Consider the following 20,021-nt stretch of genomic DNA (forward strand, 5'->3'; position numbering starts at 1 on the left):
GCGTGGGTGGCGTAACCCTCTATTGACTGTTCTCAAAAGCGGCTTCATGAACTATTGCCCCATGGAGACGGGCACGCGTACTTGCTGGAGTACGGCATTCAAAACGGCCTCGGAACTCATACTGTCCAGTCTCGATTCGGGACGAAGCACAATACGATGAGAGATCACATAAGGGGCCATCGTTTTCACATCATCCGGAAGCACATAATCACGTTCCTGTAAGAAAGCAAAGGCTTTTACGGCCATCATGAACGATATGGCTGCCCGTGGGCTGGCACCCAGCAATACAGATGGGTGGGAGCGGGTTTGACGAACAACATCCAGCAAATAGTCCATGACCGGATCACCGATAAAGACCTCTTTAATCTCCTGCTGAATTGCCGAGATCTGGTCCATATGAGTCACGGATTCAAGGCGATCTACAGGTTGACCGAGCTGATGCTGTTTCAATAGGATTTTCTCAATTTCTTTATCGGGATAACCCAGACTTATTTTCAACATAAACCGGTCGAGTTGTGCTTCCGGCAAAGTATACGTACCTTCAAAATCAATCGGATTCTGAGTTGCACAGAGCATGAATGGATGAGGCAGATCATACGTATCGCCATCAACGGTTACACTGCGCTCCTCCATCACTTCGAGCAGAGCCGATTGGGTTTTTGTTGTGGCCCGATTAATCTCATCAGCTAGCAAAATGTTGGTCATCACAGGACCTGGCCGGAAATAAAAACGCTCATCCTTCGGATGGAACACAGATACGCCGGTAATATCACTAGGTAAAATATCAGGATTACATTGAATACGCCGGTACTCACCACGCATGGATTTCGATAACGCCTTGATTAACTGCGTTTTGCCAGTTCCCGGTACGTCTTCAATCAGAACGTGCCCGCCTGCAAGCAAAGCTGTAAGTAAAAGTTGAATTTCAAAGGATTTCCCCATAATACAGGATTCCAGATTAGAACGAACTGCGGATATGATTTGGATCGACTCTTTGCGCACAGGCATGTGGTCTAACCTCCTAAAAAAGCATACAGATTTCCTTTTATTGTACATGATCCAGAGTCACGAGTACACTCGAAGGACCTCACAATTTGTTTCCAGCCCGTCAGATTCACCGCAGTTCTCGCATGAATACGACAAAAAAGGCCCGGATAGAAGTTATCCGAAGCCTCTGCTGAATCGCAATATGTTCAAGGAGATTCCTCATTCTATGTTAGCCTTTTGGTCTAACGACCAATGCCGCGAGAAAAGAAAAGATGATCGCTGACGAAATCCCCGCCGCAGTCAGGTCAAAAATCCCTGTAATCACACCCAGCCATCCCTCTTTTTCCAGCTCCGTCAATGCCCCGTGCACCAAGGAATTACCGAAACTTGTGATGGGGATGGTAGCGCCTGCACCTGCAAATTTAACCAAGGGGTCATACACGCCAAATGCATCCGCAAGCGCACCTGTCACAACAAGTGTACTCATGGTATGAGCTGGCGTCAGTTTAACCCCATCCATTAGAAGCTGTCCGACAACACAGATCAAACCGCCAACAATAAATGCCCACAAGAACTGCATTACCTTTATCCCTCCATTTCTATGGCTACGGCATGTGCAATACAAGGAATACTTTCACCCTGCTGGTACGAAATTGGAGACAACAGTGCCCCGGTAGCTACGACGAGCACCCGTTTAAGATCACCCTTCTGCATTCGGTTCAAAATATGACCATAGGTGACGGTGGCAGAACATCCGCAGCCACTTCCCCCGGCAACCACATAAGGCTGTTTCTCCCGATCATAGATCATCAGGCCGCAGTCATTAAAAACTGTCTGTTCCATGGGAATGCCTTCTTTTTGCAAAAGCTCTTTCGTAATTGGCAGACCGACGGAAGCCAAATCCCCGGTCACAATGAGATCATAATAGCCGGGTTCCAATCCCGTATCCCTGAAATGAGAGATTATAGTGTCGGCTGCTGCTGGCGCCATGGCTGAACCCATATTAAAGGGATCTTTGATGCCCAAATCCATAATGCGTCCAATGGTGGCTTTGGTAACAACGGGACCATCACCCGTACGGGAGACCACACCACACCCTGCTCCTGTGACGGTATATTGCGCATAAGGCGGCTTTTGGGAGCCATACTCCGTCGGATACCGAAATTGTTTCTCCACCGTACAGTTGTGGCTCACCGTTCCTGCAAGGACATAATCGCCAGCTCCGGAGTCAACAATCATGGACGCTAACGCTAACGTTTCCATGGAAGTAGAACAGGCTCCAAAGACACCCAAGTAAGGCACACCCAGTTTTCGCGCTGAAAAGGAACTGCTGATAATCTGGTTCATCAGATCTCCACCAACAAAAAATTGAAGCTCTTCCTTGGTGATATTTGCATTTATCAAAGCCAGTTGGGAGGCCTGTTCGAGCAGTTTACGTTCTCCCTTTTCCCACGTTTTCTCGCCGATCTCGAGGTTGTCGTAGACATAATCGAAATCAGATGACAATGGACCCTCGCCTTCTTCTGGTCCTACAACTGCGGCTTTACCGATGATCCGCGGACGATTCTCAAACTGCCATGTCTGGCGACCCAATCGTTTCAAAGGTGCCCACCTCCAAATCCCAAAAAGGCATAAACGATCCCTACGACAAATGCTGCCACGACACCAAACACAATAACGGAACCAGCAAGTTTAAACATGTTGGCCCCTACACCGAGCACCAGTCCTTCAGCCCGATGTTCCAGTGCAGCAGAACACATGGAATTGGCAAATCCGGTAACCGGCACAGCCGTTCCCGCTCCTGCCCATTGAGCCATTTTATCGTAAACGCCGAGACACGTTAGAATAACCGATATGAGAATCATGACCGCTACCGTAGGACTGGAAGCTTCCTTCGATGTCATGTCGAAACCGGCCATAAAAGCCTCTTGAATGGCCTGTCCAATCAAACAGACGGTACCCCCAACCAGAAATGCTTTGAGGCAATTTTTCAGGATTGGACGAGGCGGCTCATGTTTTTTTGCGACTTTTTTGTACTCCTTTTCATCCATGGACAGGGACGACGATTTTTTTTCGCTTCCGGATGCAGATTGAGCTGGCAATATACAAGACCTCCTCTATGTGAAAATGGTTCAAAGCTACGGCTGAATGCCAATGTGTGTAATCCTATATTCATTGTTTGTTAATAATCGGAAGGTTATGTATCCGGCGACAGACAGCATATGTTTCCAACAAGATCATGTTGTGAGAGCAAGATGGGAATACGCCGGATCTGAGGACTTTTAGATAGTCTATAAATAAAGAAGAACAATCACGAGCAAGATAAAAAGAACGATAAACAGTACTTTTTCCGTGCCCTCTTCTGGAGGCTTCATTGGATATTTAGCTCCTTCCTGTAGACAGACAAACAAATATTGAAATAAGAACTTCACAAAATGATGACATCTCCTCCATATATTCATATTCATTGAAGTGGTATCAGGACTACGACTACAGCGGATAGAGTCATGAAACTTGGACACGGTAAGTGCCCAAAATATGCCTTAAATACGTGACATAAACATGGACAATCACTTGCGCAAGGTTCATACTGTAATGTGACCAGTGGTTAAATAACAAGTCCTCAGCATATTAAAGTGCGTGTTCAAAAAGATAAAAGACTTTTTGAACTACATCTTAAAGGACAACAGGCGGGTAGCCGTTCTACTGTGACCTGAAATACATACCAACAGAGGAGTTGTTGACACATGAATGAAAAAACGATGGATATGTTTCGTACGTTGACGGAATTTCCTTCAGCATCCGGTTTTGAACGTGAGCTTCGCGGCTGGATGAAAGATAAGCTTTCCGCTTATACCGATGAGTTCGTCCAGGATCGCCTGGGGAGTCTATTTGGTGTATTACGCGGGGAGGAATCCGGTCCTAAAGTTATGGTAGCCGGACACTTTGACGAAGTAGGTTTCATGACTACTGGCATTACCGAAACAGGTATGATCAAGTTCCGTCCACTGGGTGGATGGTGGAGTCAGGCTGTACTGTCTCAACGATTGGAAATCATCACACCTGATCGTCGGATTACCGGAGTTGTAGGTTCTACACCTGCACACTTGCTGGACGAGTCCCAGCGGAACAAACCTGTGGATCTGAATTCCATGTATCTCGATATTGGAGCAGACAACCGTGCGGAAGCAGAATCCTGGGGCATTCATCCAGGGATGCAGATCGTGCCGATCTGTGAATTTACGCCTATGGCGAACCCGAAAAAAATTATGGCCAAAGCGTGGGATAATCGTTACGGCGTAGGACTTGCACTTGAACTGGTTGAAGCGCTGCACAAGGAAAAACTGCCTAACACGCTTTATGCTGGTGCAACGGTTCAGGAAGAGCTGGGGCTTCGCGGTGCACGTACGGCGGCCAATCTGATTCAGCCTGATATCTTCTTTGCACTGGACTGTAGCGCGGCGAATGATATGACAGGTGACAAACAGTCATTTGGACATATCGGAGAAGGCGCATTGCTTCGTATTTTTGACCCGGGTATGTTCACCCATCGCGGAATGGTGGAATATGTTCAAGATACGGCTTCATCCAATCAGATTAAAATGCAGTATTTCATCTCACCAGGTGGTACCGATGCAGGTCAAGTTCACCTGAGTGGCATTGGTGTACCATCAATAGTTGTTGGTATCTGCGCACGTTATATCCATACCTCTTCTTCCATCATTCATACGGATGACTACGATGCGGCCAAAGAACTGATCGTGAAGCTGGTCAAAGGTCTGGATCGGACAACGATGAATACCATAATTAATAACGCGTAATAGCTAAAAAGAGACCTCCTAACCATCGGGAGGTCTCTTTTTATATTCATAACGATATCAGTTAGACACGTAGATTAATAGGCCGAACATTATAGGGAATTACACATAAGATACAATAACGGAAGATGAATTAAACACCAAGCAGCGGGGGACCTGTTATGGCAGTGAGAAGGAATGGAAAATCGAATAAAGGTTCCAAAAAAACAAATGCCGCAAACACCCTTCTCAATGGCAACCTTAAAGGAAGAAATCTGGAACTTATCGTTGCAGCATTACTGGTAAGTGGGAAGTTAAGAGTGGATGCGGTCACGTTGTTTCGAGAAGCTACACTGGTCGTTGAACTGGTTGGGCAGTATAAATCGCTACAAAATATTACACCATCGAATCAAGACAAACTGGTGCAATTCCTCGATGAGATCGGTGGTGATATGACGTTGAATGACGTTATACGGGCTTTCCAACAGAGAATCAATTCCTAAACACCAAGAAATGAGGTTGAAGTGATGTCTGACTTTGACGGAAATGGGTTCGCTGAACTACTGATCATTGTCATTCTTGTTGTTTTATTTGTATTTGGTTCTTCCGATATTGACGACCTGACTGATTCTCCTTCTCAATCCTGAATTGGCTAGGTTATTACGATCCACGATCCAATCATTATGAAGTGCATTCCTGTAAACGCCAGCCCGCAATATGTGGGCTGGCGTTTTTGGATGGCTATAGAAATAGCGGTGAGAATGCAATCCAGGCCAAAATAAGAGTAAGCACAATGCAGACATTCTCTACAACGGCCCCACGCTTGGTCCCTGTACTCATCAGATTCACCCGTATGCGCCACTTGAGCGGTGGTAACGGACGAATACCCCGATTGGTTAGTGAATCGGCCAACAGATGCATCGCATATGCCGTGCCTCCCGCTACCCAGATCTCCGGTCCCTGCTGCTGGGTCGTGCTGTACAACAAGCCCGCCCATATTGCGGTTCCGTACAGGGTATGTGTCAGTCCCCTATGAGTCAGTGTGGTGCAGAGCATTAACAAACTGCCTGCAATCAAGTTCCACGGTGCGAACGCGTGACCATAAAAGACCAGCCCGAGTCCAATCGCAAACATCAACACTTTGCGAAGCGAACGCGAAGGCAGGAATGACACGAGCGCAATGAGGATCGCAAGCAACAGGTTCCATGGTTTGGCATGAACATAGAAGTACACAAATACAGCTGTGGGCAACAGAATCGTCTGTAACAACCTGATCAGACTGTTAGGCAAGGCTCTGGATACCAGTAGCGAATTTGGCTCATCAATGTCAGGCAATAACGAACCAATCAGAGCAACCGTAACTGCTGGCGCGGTCACTGGCATACCGGCCAACTGCAGAACAGAAAGCGACACGCCTGTCCCGATAATAAGGTGGGATCTTCCCATCATGATGCAAAAACGTCCTTTCGAAGAAATCGGGAACATTACGGCCCAGTTCCGATTTTACAACGAAAACAAAATAAGAACAATAGTTCGCATTTCTTATTTGTATGAAAATAAATATAACTTTCTGTGATGGGGCTCACACTATTATATTTATGACTCTTCTATCCTTATTAGTGAATTAAATCACATAAACTGTCGTCAACTACTTGTATAATTTCAAATATAAACCACTAAAATTTTGAGTAATGTACAGCGTCTATTCAAGGAGGCATACACACATGAACGGAAAAAAAGAGAAACTCGTTATCATAGGTAACGGAATGGCAGGAATTAGTACCGTTGAGCAAATTTTAAAATTAACTACGCGATTTGATATTACCGTTTTTGGCACAGAGCCCTATCCTAACTACAACCGCATTATGTTGTCTTATGTACTGGAAGGAAGCAAAACACTGGACGATATCGTGCTGAACGACCTTCACTGGTATGAAGATTACGGCATTACGCTGCACACAGGCACAACGGTTACACGAATCGATGCCGAGACACACGAAGTTGTGACTGAAGATGGAACTCGCGTTCCTTATGACAAAATCATCATTGCAACAGGCTCCAACTCCTTCATTCTCCCCGTACCGGGACATGACAAAGAGGGTGTTGTTGGTTTTCGCGATATCGCCGATTGCAATGTCATGCTGGAAGCTGCTAAGCAGTATAAAAGAGCGGCCGTTATCGGGGGCGGACTGCTAGGCCTTGAAGCTGCCAAAGGGTTGGTACAACTTGGCATGGAAGTTACCGTAGTGCATCTGATGGAAGATCTGATGGAGCGTCAGCTTGATCCGCAAGCTTCATCCATGTTGAAGGCAGAACTCGAACGTCAGGGTATCCGGTTCAAGATGGGTGCGCAGACTTCCGAACTGCTGGGCGGCGAACGCGTTGAAGGGATACGTTTTGCAGATGATACGGTTCTGAATGTTGATTTTGTGGTCATGGCTGTAGGCATCAAACCCAATACGGCTGTAGCCCGCGAAAGCGGTATGGAAGTGAACCGGGGTATTGTCGTGAATGACTATATGCAGACTTCACTTGAGAATGTGTATTCGGTCGGGGAATGTACAGAGCACCGCGGGGTATGTTACGGCCTCGTTGCCCCATTGTTTGAACAAGGTATGATTCTGGCGAAACATATCTGCGGTGTGGAGACCGCTCCTTATGAAGGTTCAGTTGTATCCACGAAATTGAAAATTTCGGGTGTGGACGTGTTTTCAACTGGTGAATTCATCGACAGCCCAGAGCACACCGTCATTTCGCACAAAGATGACTGGAAACGGACCTACAAAAAAATTCTGCTTCGTGATAATAAAATGGTCGGCGCTGTTCTCTTCGGTGACATTACGGATTCTGCCGAATTGCAGAAACTGATTAAAAATCAAACCGAAATGACCGAAGAATTGTATGGTTCACTCATGGGTACAGGCTGCGGCGGTCATAAGAAAGCAACCTCTGTTGAAACGATGCCCGAGGACGAAATCGTCTGTGGATGTAACGGGGTAACCAAAGGAACCATTGTTGATGTAATTACAAACCAGGGCCTTACCACTGTTGATGAAATCAAAGCCTGTACCGGTGCAACACGCTCTTGTGGTGGGTGTAAACCGGTTGTGGAACAGATTCTGCAATATGTACTTGGAGACAGTTTCAGTACTGGGGCTAAACAGGGCATCTGCGGATGTACTTCCATGGGACGGGATGAGATTGTAGCCGAGATTCGTGAAAAAGGATTACAAACGACCAAAGAGGTCATGAATGTACTGGGTTGGAGTCAGCCAGAAGGTTGTTCCAAATGTCGTCCGGCGATCAACTACTACCTTGGCATGATTGCACCAGACACACACGAAGATGAGAAAGAATCCCGTTTTGTTAACGAACGGATGAACGCGAATATTCAAAAAGATGGAACGTATACGGTTGTACCTCGGATGTACGGCGGGGTGACTACACCAGCGGACCTCAAACGCATCGCTGACGTTTCAGTCAAATATGATGTGAAAGCAGTCAAAGTTACCGGCGGTCAGCGTCTCGACTTGATTGGTGTTAAAAAAGAAGATCTGACCAAAGTCTGGGCTGAACTGGATATGCCTTCAGGTTATGCATACGCCAAATCGCTGCGTACGGTCAAAACATGTGTCGGCTCCCAATTCTGCCGATTCGGTACACAGGATTCCATGGCCATGGGTGCTCGCATCGAACGTAAATTCGAACGTCTGGATCTGCCAGCCAAGTTTAAATATGCCGTCAACGGTTGTCCGCGAAACTGTGCAGAGGCATGTACCAAAGATATCGGTATCGTTGGTAACGACGGAGGCTGGGAGATCTTCATCGGTGGTAACGGCGGTATTAAAGCAAGACTGGCTGATCCCTTATGCAAAGTGAAAACGGATGAAGAGTTGATTGAACTGTGCGGCGCCATCATGCAATATTACCGCGAGACAGGTAACTATCTGGAACGGACGTCCGAGTGGGTGGAACGCATGGGTCTGGAGCATATTCGTTCGGTTGTTGTGGATAACCTTGAGGAACGTAAAGCGTTGATGCAGCGGATTGAATTTGCACTTGAGCATGTTGAAGAACCTTGGCAAAAAGCGATTCGCAATGAAGAAGGCCAAAGTAAAATGTTCCATGGCATCGAAGTATCAGCTCGTCCATAAGTAAGCTTGCAGATTAATACTGCCGGAATGTTAAATATAGATAAGGAGTGGTTTAAGATGACGACAAAACAATCAGGCACCTACTTCCCTGCCGGAGTAGTTGAAGAATTCCTGCCACGAATCGGAAGAGTAGTTGAGATTAAGGACCATCAGCTTGCTGTCTTTCTTGCATCGGATGGTACCATCTTCGCTGCGGATAATCACAACCCCCATCCTAAGGGTGGGCCGCTGGCTGAAGGCATCGTGTCCGGGCATTATCTGTACGATCCGCTGTATGATTGGAAAATTGACCTGACTACAGGTCTTGTGCAAGCACCGGACAACGGTCAAGTACAGATGTATCCGGTAAAGGTAGAGAACGGCCAGGTTTGGATCGAAATATAGCGAAACGTTCAAAGATTGATGCAAAATAATGGGGGAAACCGTGATGTATACACCAAGTGTTGAGGGAATTATTGAAGCTGCGGTTAAAAAACGGGATCAAATGAACGCAAGCCTGTCACGATATATGGTTGCTGCCTTGATGGCTGGTGCCTATGTAGGGCTTGGCATCGTTCTGATCTTCAGTATTGGTGCTCCGCTCCTAGCGGCACAGTCACCACTGCAAACCATGTTGATGGGCATGTCCTTCGGACTCGCGCTCACGCTGGTCATCTTTGCCGGATCGGAACTGTTTACAGGTAACAATATGTTCTTTACCATGAGTACACTGGCAGGCCGAACCACAGTGAATGAAACGCTGAAGAACTGGGGGCTCGTCTTTGTTGGTAACCTGCTCGGCGCAATTCTATTAAGTCTACTCATTGTCGGTAGCGGCCTGTTCAAAACGGCCACACCGGAACATCTGTTATTCGTTGTCTCTGCCAAAAAGATGGCGGCGCCCGTGTCTGAGTTGTTCTTCCGAGGCATTCTCTGTAACTGGCTCGTCTGTCTGGCGATCTGGATGGCAGCTCGCTCCAAAGAAGATATCGCCAAACTTGTTCTGATCTGGTGGTGTCTGTACGCATTTATCGCAAGTGGTTATGAGCACAGTGTTGCCAATATGACTTTGCTGTCTTTATCCTGGTTGCTGCCAAACCACCCGGATACAATCACGATGGCAGGCTGGTTCCATAACATGATTCCGGTAACGCTTGGTAATATTATCGGCGGTGCCCTCTTTGTTGGAATGGCGTATTGGTATACTTCTCCGGTACGAAAAAAAGCATAATTCTTGATTCAACTGCACTTATGTAGCCTAGAGCACAGCATCTACACACACTGAAGCCACGATGGATGCCGAACTCACGTTCAGTCACACATCGTGGCTTTTTATTGTTTGTCGATAAGCTGTTACTCTCTCGTACGCTTCCCATTCATCCTCTCGTCCTTCTATAGAGAATTAAAACTTCATTTTACCTTCGTCGCTATCCGCGTTAATCCACAGTTGACATAACTGGCGTATAGTCGATGGATACTCACACTTATACTCAACCAGCAAAGGATGAACGCTTATATGGGAATTCACACATACTTCAGGTCACTGAATGATCTTGAACGTATTATTCGTACACCTGGCAAATTCAAATTCGAAGAACACAGCGTATCCGCTCATTCCTGGAAAGTGGTACAGTACGCCAAAACGCTCGCAGATATTGAGGAGCAACATGGAACCACAATAGATTGGAAGAAGTTATACGAAATTACGAGCAGTCATGATTATGGCGAAATCTTCATCGGTGATATTAAAACACCCGTCAAACATTATTCACTGGAGCTGCGTTCGATGCTGCAAAAGGTGGAAGAAGGCATGGTTGAACATTTTATTAATGAAAATATTCCTGAAGAGTTCCAGCCTATTTTCCGCAGACAGCTGCGTGAGGGCAAAGACCAATCGGTTGAAGGACTGATTCTCGAAGTCGCAGACAAAATGGATCAAGTATATGAAGCCTTTGCTGAGCTCCAACGTGGCAATACGGAGAAAGAATTTATCGTTATGTACCGTTATGCCTTGGTCAAAATCAAAAATATCGACCTCCACTGTGTGCAGTATTTCCTGGAACAGATTCTCCCCGACATGATCGAAGAAGGTATCCGCTCCCCGTTTGATATTCGCAAAATAACCGAAGAAGCTCTGGCCCAGTAATCAGCTCAAGTCAACATGGTGCTCATCATCCATGGACAGGGCTTTTTTTCGTTCCTGCAATTGCAGTCGGTACTCGCTAGGGTACATGCCCGTTTTGTTTTTGAAGATCCGGCTGAAATAGTGGGAATCACTATACCCTACCGCTCCACCAATGGTCTTGATATCCATATTCTCGTGAGTAACGAGCATGCGCTTCGCTTCATTTATTCGCAGGCCTGTCATATATTTCAGCGGAGTCTCCCCTGTTACTTTTTTAAAACACTTTCCCAGATAGTCCACACTAAAATGCATCTGTCCCGCCATGTCCTGAAGTGTAATCTCATGCATGTAGTTCTGCTTCAAATACAACTTAATGGCCTCTGCGATATCCTCCGGCTTCACCTGCTCATCCAGCACGGCACTGACATGCGCAAGCGAATCCACAGCGCTCCCAAGCTTCAATTCCATCGCATCCAGCAGTGTCCGAAGCTGTTCTTCCGATAATGGTTTGAGCAGATAATCCTCCACTTTGTAACTGATCGCCTGCCGTGCATATTCGAATTCATGATAACCACTCAGAATGACAATTTTCACATGCGGATAGGCAAAAAACAGATGTTTGGCGAGTTCCAATCCGTTCATCACCGGCATCTGAATATCGGTTACAACCAGATCAGGTACGGAATGTTCGATCAGCTGTAACGCTTCCTGACCGTTCCGCGCTTCACCGATCACCTCGAACCGGGTGTCCAGCTCTCTGAATTTGCGCGAGACATTCCGGCGAATCAGGGCTTCATCTTCCACAATAATCGTTCTATATTTGATTGTCATGGGTTCAGTCATGCTCCTTTCGAATGGAACCACCTATGGTAATCTGGACACCGCCGGAAGGCTTGTTCGTAATCTGCATGTGGGCTGCCGTGCCATACCATAATTTCAAGCGAACCCAGATATTCTTGAGTCCCATCCCATTAATTTCGAGATCCGGCATACGCTCCCATTCCTGTGATTGTTCGATGTAATGCCGAATTGCTGTAAGTGCCTCGGGTTCCATACCAGGCCCGTTATCTTCCACGAAGATCTGCCAGGTCCCTTCTACTGTATCCAGCTCTCCAGTGATAACCAGTTTCCATGGAGGGGTATCACCCAGTCCATATTTCATGGCATTTTCGAGTAGTGGTTGTACCATTAACATTGGAACCTGAATATGTTGCATCTCATCCGGAATATGAAACTCGTAGTGTAGATCATCTTCAAACCTAATCTTCATACAATCCAGATATCGCTCACAATAATCCAATTCTTGAGACAGTGGAACCCCGTTCTTACCCGGAGTAGAAATATAACGCAGCATAGACGCAATATTGGCGCAGAACGCGACAATCTGCTCATTCATGCCTTCTTCCGCCATGATGCTAATATTGGTGATGTTGTTATAGAGGAAATGCGGGTTCATCTGGGATTGCAGCGCCAGTAGTCTCGCTTCTGTCTCCTGAGATTTCATTGCCAGCCTGTCCTGAAACGATTGCACAAGCTGTTGATTCAGCCGGATAAACGTATCATTCAGCTCATCCATCTCCCGGATAGAACCGGGATGCTCCAGCTTGAACAACTGACCGGAATCCTGACCCGATACCAGATCATTCTCACCCGTTTTGAGAATAATGCGCTGCAAACGATGCAGCGGCAAAGTAACCCGTTTGGAGATCAGATACGAGAGAATCAGAATCAGCATGAGAGTAGCTAACGTGGCACCGATAAACATCACAGCCATCCGGTTGAGACTCGCGAAAAGGGACTGTTTGGACTGCATGACAATAACGGTCCATCCCGTCTCCTGTGACGTCATGTACGTCATCATCTGTTTGGACTGACTCAAAGGATCGCTAATCTCCTGCATCGTATCAGGCGGAAATGAAAGATTTTGAATCAAGTCCACATCATCGAAATGGCCTGCTTGAGAAGCATCGGCATCCGAAGAAAGTGGATATAGCCGTGTATTTTGTTCATCCACTACATAGATCCGAAGATCGTCGTTATTTGTCTGCAAATCATTCAAATGCTGGAACAGGGTTCCGGCATCCTGCAAAATCTCAACGACACCCTGGCTGACATAGTTGCCATCTTTGTATACCCGGGTAAGGGAAATGTAAGGTTGATCTGATTTACCCTCGCCTGTTGGCATGGGCAAAGCTCCGCCCTCTAACAGTTGGATTACCCGCCATCCACTCCGCTCCCAGGTTTCCTTGTACCACGGTCGCTGAGTCAGATCTACAGACAGTTGACCGTTGAATGCACCCGCTCCCAGCATCTTGCCATTCACATCATAGATATTGGCCTGCTTGGCTGTATTGGAGCTGCTGATGATCGCAAGAATGACATCAATTAATGTGGTTGTATCCTTATACAATGCCGGATCACTCGTCATTGTCTGCTCGCTATTCTCCGCTGGTGCCAAGTAGTGACTGAAGTGTTCTTTGACCAGATTGGAGTACACGATATTCATGGAGAAGTTGTTCATTTTCACCACTTCCTGATCCAAGTTACTGACGATTGATACCCCCAGTTGTCTCTGCTGTTCTTCACTTCGATGACGGATGTCACTCGCGAGAAAAACATACAGGAGTCCTGCCACAATCAGCGAAAAGATAATAAATACCGCAGAGTAATAGGCAAACAGACTTTGCTGAAGCGTTCCAAATCGATATCGCAATCCACACACACCTCGTCCTATGATGATATCTGTCACACCATTCGAAAATGTCCACCCAACAGAACGCTTTTGTCTATTGAGCACATCCCTTGTTCACAGTAAAGTTATCCACATAAGAATACGCTTACATTAAGCGTTTCGGCAAGTGACAATTTTCTTTATATTTCGGGAGGTTCAATGATGAGAAAACGATTTCTATTTTCACTTGCAAGTGTGCTCCTGCTCTCCACTCTGCTGCTTGCCGGGTGCAACTCAGGTAAAAGTACGGAAGGTTCGGGTAAGGTGACTCTCACGTTTGGAACAAGTCAATCCGGTATTCCGCGTACAGGCATCATGCAGACGATGGCCAAGGAATATGAGCAGGAGACCGGGGTCAAAATTGACTTTCAGGTCGTACCTGACGCACAGTGGCGGGACCTGATCAAGGTGAAGCTTGCCTCTGGCGAAGCACCTGACATTTTCAATGTCGATGTGGACCCACTGAGCATGCCGGCTAACGTAAGACCGGAGGAAAATGCCATTGACCTGACCAATGAAGAATTCACAGGTCGGATGTCTGAAGAGATTTTGCCAACCGTCAGTCACACTGACAAGGTGTACGGGGTTTCTTTTGCACCAACGAAAATCTGGTATGTGTACTATAACAAACGTATCTTCCAAGAGCTCGGCATAGAGCCTCCTACATCCTATGCCGAATTCAAGGCCATCAGCCAGAAAATTAAGGATAAAGACATTATTCCGTTCTATCAAGCACCTGCCAGCGGGTGGTATCAGGTTCTGCCTTTGTTCGAAACGGGACCTAACTATGAGCAAACAACAGCGGGAACCTACGAGAAATTAAACAACAATGAGATGAAAGTCGCAGATATGACGCAACTCAAGACGGTCATTGAACAATTGAAGGAATTTGCGGATCTCGGTTATTTCGGCAAAGACTTCTTGTCCAATACGGTAGAAGCGGGAATTGAGGCGTTTGGTCAGGAGAAAGCAGCGATGTTGCTGCGGGTTCCAGGGACGGAAAAGGAAGTGTCCGAAGCGTATCCGGAAATGGAAGACAATATGGGATTCTTCGTCATGCCATGGGGAGATAATCAGACGATTGGTGTGAACCCGGGCGGATCGGCTGCGATGTTTGGTAACAAAAACAGTAAACAACCCGAAGAAGTGCTGAAATTCTTCCGTTGGATTACCGAGCATGATCATCTGCAGCGTGTGTTCGATGAAGGTGAAGGCAACCTGACGATCTGTTGGCCGGAAATCGAACCAAAGCTGACACAGGATTATATTGATTATGAGAAAAATCATGAAAAAGGTACGGTCATGCAGGCCGCTGTGAAATATATTGATCCACAATGGATGGATATTGGCAAGGACTTGTCAGGCATGTTCGCTGGCGCAATGACACCGGATCAGATTTTGCAAAATATTGATAAACGTCGTGCTGAACAAGCCAAAGTGCTGAAAGATGAGAAGTGGCAGTAACAGCGCATATGGCAGATAAACATAAATACTGAACAGTGTTACATGCAGCGGGCACTTGCCCGCTCATGTATTTTGGCAGGAAGGAAAGGTGTTACCGGTTATGAATGCAAACAAAATCTATCCCTGGTATTTCTCATCTGGTGCGATTGTATTATATCTGCTGTTCATCGTTGCTCCCGCCCTGCTGGGCATCTATTATTCCTTCACCGACTGGAACAGCTATAGTTCGGAGAAGAACTTTATCGGTCTGGAGCATTTCCGCACTATTCTGGCGGGTGATCCGACCTATCTGCTTTTTATCAAAAACACAGTCCTCTTCACCCTGGTTACATCCATCGCCAAGACCGTGCTGGGCTTATTTCTGGCTCTACTCTTGGTTAGCGGTGTAAAGGCCGCCAATCTGCATCGGATGATTATCTTCTCACCACAGGTGCTATCGTTCCTGATTGTTGGACTTGTGTTCAAAAGTCTGCTTGACCCCAACAACGGGTTCGTTAACGTAACCCTGCGTTCCATGGGACTGGACGTTCTCGCCCAGAACTGGCTGGGCTCCCTGACCTGGGCCATGCCATCCATTATGGCAGTGGATACGTGGAAAGGCATGGGATACATCATGGTGCTGTTCATCGCCGGACTGCTCGCCATTCCCCGTGATTATTACGAAGCAGCATCCATTGATGGCGCCGGATCCGGGCAGAAGCTGTTCCGAATCACGATTCCGATGCTGATGCCTACCATTACCATCGCCACGGTGCTTAATATTACATATGGGCTGAGAGTTTTCGATGCCGTATACGTGTTAACCAATGGTGGACCCGGTAACGCAACAGATGTGATTAACACAGCGGTCTATTCCTCTTTTGCCAAAGGGTATTGGGGACTCGGAAGTGCACTATCCACCATCCTGTTTGTCATCATGGCAATCATCTCCTTTTTCATCATTCGTTTGATGAACCGAAAGGTGGAATACTGACATGCCATTGAGAAAAAGATTGGCTTCGATCGGGTTAAATGCACTCGCCTGGCTGCTTAGCCTGGTGGTCCTGATTCCTTTTGTCGTCATTGTACTGAATTCATTCAAGTCGGACGCCGAGGCCAAAGTGCTGAAGCTGACGCTGCCCGAGAAGTTTATCTTCGAAAATTACAAAATCGTCTATGAACAAGGACACTTGGGAGGTTCCTTTTTCAACAGTCTGCTGCATTCCGGGGCTTCTTCCCTGCTATTGGTGTTTGTTGTGGCTTTCTCGGCCTTCACGTTATCCCGTAACCATTCGAGGTTCAGCAAGTTTCTGTACTTCTTCCTGATTCTTGGCATCACGCTGCCACTCAACTACATTCCGCTGATGGAAGTGATGAAGTCGATGGGTATGATCAATTCACATGTCGGCATGATTCTGCTCTATACGGCTATGGGTATTCCAATCTCGCTGTTCATTACATATGCGTTTGTGTCTAACATCCCGAAGGAGCTGGATGAAGCCGCGATCATGGACGGATGTAATGGGATCAAACTGTTTCTGAGAATCATTGTACCTTTGTTAACCTCGGTGCTGGTAACGGTATTTGTTCTTAATTTCCTGAGTGTCTGGAATGAGTTTACTGCCCCACTCTATATGTTGAATACAGTGGAGATGTGGCCGATGACGCTGGCTGTATATAACTTCTTTGGACAATTCAGTGCCCAGTGGAATCTGGTCAGTGCCGATATCGTGCTCACGTCATTGCCTGTGTTGATTGTGTTCCTCATTGGGCAAAAGTATATTGTAGGAGGACTAACTTCAGGGGCGGTTAAAGGGTAAGCTCCACCGAACAATCCAAATACACAAACACTCTTGTCTAAGTACATCTTCTGACTCCTCAGCACAAAAAAGCCCTTGTCTGCTCATCGTGTGAATAACTTCTTCGTACAGAAGAAGTATCACACACTGCTGCGGACAAGGGCTTACGCTGTTGGATTCGAATTAATCGTGCGCCAACCCGCCAACATCGGATGGAGCCGCTATATCTGGGCTCTGCTCCAGAGATTTGATCATTTTCAAACGGGATGTGATTATTGCGATCAGAATAACAAACAGACCCGCGATGATAAACAGAAAGGCAATACCTCTGCCTGGCCCAGTTCCAATAATTTGACCAACAGACGAAGCCAGTGCTCCCCCCTCCATTAGTAACGGATTAAACACATGGTCGGCCAGAAAACCAGCCAAACTGTACGCGATAATAAACCCGAGTTGTGACAGAATACCAATGATTCCCCATACCCTGCCCTGCTTATCGTTGGCGATATTGTTTCGCACCAGTACATCTGCGCTCATATTGACAAACGGCAGCGATGACAGGAACAGAAAACCTGCGAAGATAATAAAATAAATGTTGGTGGATATCCCCAGAAGCGAGAAAGACAAGCCGCACAAAATCAGCCCCATCACAAGTACACTTGCATATCTCTTTGTTATTGTAAATATGCCGATGCACAAGCTGCTAATCAGCATGCCGATGGCGCTAACAGACTGAAACGTTCCAAGTGTCTTTGCATCCGTGAATGACAGAAGCATCGGACCAATGAGTGTCTCCAGGAATCCCAGATAAAAGGTGACAAGTGAAATAATCACCACCAGCAACAGTACTCCCTTGTTGGTTACAACTTCTCTCCAGCCCTCTTGAATATCGGTGATCCAGTTTTTTCCTTCTCGATCCTCTCGCTCCACCTTCATGCTCTTCCGAATAACCAGCACAGCCAGAATGGCAACCAGGAATGTCAGAATATTAATGACCAGAATGACTTCAATAGTTGTTATACTAAGCAGAATGCCCGCAATGATCGGTGAAAACAGAAACTTCGAGGATTCAGCCAGTTGTACAAGACCGCTTCCTTTCGAGAATTGTTCCTTATCCAGCAGGTCCGTAGCAGAGGCCTTATATGCCGGGCTCTGCAACGCGGAAAACACGGAACTAAAGGCCACTCCCACATAGATATGCCATAATTGGATATCACCTGTGAGCATAATGGACAGAATGAAAATCAAACCGGCTGCCGACCCCAGGTCGCCGATAATCATCATCGTTCGACGGTCGAATCGGTCTGCCAGTACCCCTCCAATAGGTCGAAGCAGGATATTCGGCAGAAACGTGAATAAGGTAATCAATGCAACACTTGTTGCCGTATTCGTTTTTTCGAAGGCATACACCCCCAGGGAGAAGGCTGTAAGTCCAATCCCAATCATGGAGATGAGCTGACCAAACCATACGACCAGAAACTTTTTAAATGATTTTTGAACGGTATGTTCCATGGATAATACTCCTTTCTCGGCTAACCTTGATTCGGAAAATAAAGACGAGTGACGTAGGCGAAGCTTCCTTGTTCTGCTCCCAGCACACGTTCCATAATATGTGTGAATGCTTCAACCTTTTTTTGGAGTTCTTCCTCCTCCCATTGAAAGATGCCTCGATCCAGCAAAAATTGTGACGATACGAGCAGGAATTCGATGGATTCCTTTGGGTTAGGTGTATGAAATACCCCCTCCTGAATGCCCTGCTCTACCACCTCGGCCAAGATGGGACTTAATCGAATTACCGTCTCTACAAGACTCTTTTGGTGCATCTCCACATTATGAACACTGTGCAATTGCTCGATGAGATCATGTTTTCTGCCGTCAGGCTGATTCTGCGCCATCATGATGCGAAAAATTTTGTCATGGGCATTCAGTTTGGGATCGGACACCACGTGCCTGGCCGATGCCTCCCCACTCAGAATAAAACGCATAACGATGGCGTTCATAACCTCTTCCTTGGACTGAAAATAATAATAAAATGTACCCTTGGCAATGTTGCACGCCTGAAGGATATCCATGACCGTAGCTTTGGTGTACCCCTTTGTTATGAACAGAATCTCGGCGGCATCCAAAATCTCGTTCCTGCGTTCTTCCGGGTTTTTTATCAGTCTCATATCCTGACCTCCGATACGTTCGACCGACTGTCGGTCTATTGTAGTCATGGAGTTCTTTTTTTAGAACCCCATTTCAGTCAACCATTGCGCCAAATGGCTTTCCCTTGTTTTTAGATCCTGACGCTCTCTTGCATATTTTCCAATATTTCTGTCTGCAACCAGCTTACCGTCCATCATAAACAGTACACGTTCCGATCTGGCAGCGACTTTCACATCATGGGTCACCAGCAGAATGGTTGTACCCGTTGCATTAATATCGCCCAGAATATCCATGATCTCATACGTTGATTTGGAATTCAGCGCCCCCGTTGGTTCATCGCCGAATAAAATATCTGGATTATTGATCAGCGCACGGCAGATGGCAATCCGTTGAAGCTGTCCGCCTGAGGCTTGGGTGATGTTATGCCCAGCAAGCTCATCAATCCCCATTTTTTTCATTAATGACATTGCCCGTGTATTAATCGTTTCTCTGCTGCTATTCTTGGCCAGATACGCGGAAAGTACGATATTGTCTAATAGATTCAGATTCTTGAGCAGATGAATATTTTGAAAGATGAATCCCATCTTGGTCAAACGTAGACTTGCCAGATCCCTCTCCTCAAATGCCGATATTTTTTTGCCATTAAAATAGACACTTCCAGCACTAATCTGATCCATACCACTTATGTTGTACAGTAAGGTAGACTTGCCTGAGCCAGATGGCCCCATGATGGAAACAAATTCTCCCTTTTTTAATTGAAGGTTGATATCTTTCAAGATGTTATGTTCTTCATTCTCGCCGATCGCTACGGATTTATTCACGTCTTTAGCCTCAAGTATAGTTGTCATCGTTGATCCT

General features: G+C 46.5%; 19 protein-coding genes. 9 read left to right on the top strand and 10 right to left on the bottom strand.

Going from position 1 to position 20,021, the window contains the following annotated elements:
* Positions 1 to 51 precede the first annotated feature (51 nt).
* The 4 genes from NSQ20_RS22920 to spoVAC form a co-directional block, all read right to left on the bottom strand.
* Positions 52 to 1,008: a MoxR family ATPase gene (locus NSQ20_RS22920; protein WP_036615157.1), complete on the bottom strand. Its 957-nt coding sequence runs from the start codon at positions 1,006 to 1,008 to the stop codon at positions 52 to 54.
* A gap of 208 nt (positions 1,009 to 1,216) precedes the next feature.
* Positions 1,217 to 1,567 (bottom strand): stage V sporulation protein AE, encoded by a 351-nt coding sequence (gene spoVAE / locus NSQ20_RS22925; protein ID WP_047843814.1) that lies wholly within the window; start codon positions 1,565 to 1,567, stop codon positions 1,217 to 1,219.
* Positions 1,568 to 1,572: 5 nt separating this feature from the next.
* Positions 1,573 to 2,589: a stage V sporulation protein AD gene (spoVAD, locus tag NSQ20_RS22930; RefSeq protein ID WP_340030936.1), complete on the bottom strand. Its 1,017-nt coding sequence runs from the start codon at positions 2,587 to 2,589 to the stop codon at positions 1,573 to 1,575.
* On the bottom strand, positions 2,586 to 3,038 hold the full coding sequence (gene spoVAC / locus NSQ20_RS22935) for a stage V sporulation protein AC (RefSeq protein WP_047844446.1): 453 nt from the start codon (positions 3,036 to 3,038) through the stop codon (positions 2,586 to 2,588). Before spoVAC ends, spoVAD begins: the two co-directional genes overlap by 4 nt.
* A gap of 696 nt (positions 3,039 to 3,734) precedes the next feature.
* Here spoVAC and NSQ20_RS22940 point away from each other — a divergent pair.
* Positions 3,735 to 4,808, top strand: coding sequence for a M42 family metallopeptidase (locus tag NSQ20_RS22940; protein ID WP_036615166.1), 1,074 nt, complete (start codon positions 3,735 to 3,737; stop codon positions 4,806 to 4,808).
* A gap of 158 nt (positions 4,809 to 4,966) precedes the next feature.
* Positions 4,967 to 5,287, top strand: a complete 321-nt coding sequence (locus NSQ20_RS22945) for a hypothetical protein (protein WP_036615167.1) — start codon at positions 4,967 to 4,969, stop codon at positions 5,285 to 5,287.
* A 238-nt stretch (positions 5,288 to 5,525) separates the two neighbouring features.
* On the opposite strand, the gene NSQ20_RS22950 is transcribed toward NSQ20_RS22945, so the two are convergent.
* A complete protein-coding gene (locus NSQ20_RS22950) occupies positions 5,526 to 6,233 on the bottom strand; it encodes a metal-dependent hydrolase (RefSeq protein ID WP_036615169.1) in 708 nt (235 codons plus the stop codon).
* A gap of 275 nt (positions 6,234 to 6,508) precedes the next feature.
* On the opposite strand from NSQ20_RS22950, the gene nirB reads away from it, so the two are divergent.
* The 4 genes from nirB to NSQ20_RS22970 all read left to right on the top strand — a co-directional run bounded on the left by nirB (position 6,509) and on the right by NSQ20_RS22970 (position 11,063).
* Positions 6,509 to 8,938 carry a nitrite reductase large subunit NirB gene (gene nirB, locus NSQ20_RS22955; protein ID WP_338706624.1) on the top strand — a complete coding sequence of 810 codons (2,430 nt, stop codon included), beginning with the start codon at positions 6,509 to 6,511 and terminating at the stop codon, positions 8,936 to 8,938.
* A 57-nt stretch (positions 8,939 to 8,995) separates the two neighbouring features.
* Positions 8,996 to 9,322 carry a nitrite reductase small subunit NirD gene (nirD, locus tag NSQ20_RS22960; RefSeq protein WP_076254401.1) on the top strand — a complete coding sequence of 109 codons (327 nt, stop codon included), beginning with the start codon at positions 8,996 to 8,998 and terminating at the stop codon, positions 9,320 to 9,322.
* Between the two features lie 43 nt (positions 9,323 to 9,365).
* Positions 9,366 to 10,148 carry a formate/nitrite transporter family protein gene (locus tag NSQ20_RS22965; RefSeq protein WP_076318837.1) on the top strand — a complete coding sequence of 261 codons (783 nt, stop codon included), beginning with the start codon at positions 9,366 to 9,368 and terminating at the stop codon, positions 10,146 to 10,148.
* Between the two features lie 285 nt (positions 10,149 to 10,433).
* Entirely contained in the window at positions 10,434 to 11,063 is a 630-nt protein-coding gene (locus NSQ20_RS22970; protein ID WP_074095934.1) for a YfbR-like 5'-deoxynucleotidase, read from the top strand.
* Here the strand turns inward: NSQ20_RS22970 and NSQ20_RS22975 are convergent, their stop codons facing one another.
* Both NSQ20_RS22975 and NSQ20_RS22980 read right to left on the bottom strand, forming a co-directional pair.
* Entirely contained in the window at positions 11,064 to 11,873 is an 810-nt protein-coding gene (locus tag NSQ20_RS22975) for a response regulator (protein WP_340030937.1), read from the bottom strand.
* Positions 11,874 to 11,877: 4 nt separating this feature from the next.
* On the bottom strand, positions 11,878 to 13,755 hold the full coding sequence (locus NSQ20_RS22980) for a histidine kinase (protein WP_340030939.1): 1,878 nt from the start codon (positions 13,753 to 13,755) through the stop codon (positions 11,878 to 11,880).
* A 177-nt stretch (positions 13,756 to 13,932) separates the two neighbouring features.
* Between NSQ20_RS22980 and NSQ20_RS22985 the strand changes: the two genes are divergently transcribed.
* The 3 genes from NSQ20_RS22985 (at position 13,933) to NSQ20_RS22995 (ending at position 17,036) form a co-directional block, all read left to right on the top strand.
* Complete coding sequence (locus NSQ20_RS22985) at positions 13,933 to 15,237, top strand: ABC transporter substrate-binding protein (protein ID WP_340030940.1); 1,305 nt, start codon at positions 13,933 to 13,935, stop codon at positions 15,235 to 15,237.
* Positions 15,238 to 15,337: 100 nt separating this feature from the next.
* Positions 15,338 to 16,210, top strand: coding sequence for a sugar ABC transporter permease (locus NSQ20_RS22990; protein WP_340030941.1), 873 nt, complete (start codon positions 15,338 to 15,340; stop codon positions 16,208 to 16,210).
* 1 nt (position 16,211) lies between these two features.
* The gene (locus NSQ20_RS22995; RefSeq protein ID WP_338706635.1) at positions 16,212 to 17,036 is read left to right on the top strand and encodes a carbohydrate ABC transporter permease; all 825 of its coding nucleotides are present in this window, start codon (positions 16,212 to 16,214) and stop codon (positions 17,034 to 17,036) included.
* Positions 17,037 to 17,198: 162 nt separating this feature from the next.
* Here NSQ20_RS22995 and NSQ20_RS23000 read toward each other — a convergent pair whose 3' ends face one another.
* The 3 genes from NSQ20_RS23000 to NSQ20_RS23010 are packed head-to-tail and all read right to left on the bottom strand — an operon-like array spanning position 17,199 to position 20,011.
* Complete coding sequence (locus NSQ20_RS23000; protein ID WP_074095940.1) at positions 17,199 to 18,527, bottom strand: MFS transporter; 1,329 nt, start codon at positions 18,525 to 18,527, stop codon at positions 17,199 to 17,201.
* 20 nt (positions 18,528 to 18,547) lie between these two features.
* Positions 18,548 to 19,183 (bottom strand): TetR/AcrR family transcriptional regulator, encoded by a 636-nt coding sequence (locus NSQ20_RS23005; RefSeq protein ID WP_036615194.1) that lies wholly within the window; start codon positions 19,181 to 19,183, stop codon positions 18,548 to 18,550.
* Between the two features lie 60 nt (positions 19,184 to 19,243).
* Positions 19,244 to 20,011, bottom strand: a complete 768-nt coding sequence (locus NSQ20_RS23010; RefSeq protein WP_047843824.1) for an ABC transporter ATP-binding protein — start codon at positions 20,009 to 20,011, stop codon at positions 19,244 to 19,246.
* Positions 20,012 to 20,021 lie beyond the last annotated feature (10 nt).

Origin of the sequence: Paenibacillus sp. FSL K6-1122 (assembly GCF_037977015.1) — a bacterium.
Classification (GTDB): domain Bacteria; phylum Bacillota; class Bacilli; order Paenibacillales; family Paenibacillaceae; genus Paenibacillus; species Paenibacillus amylolyticus.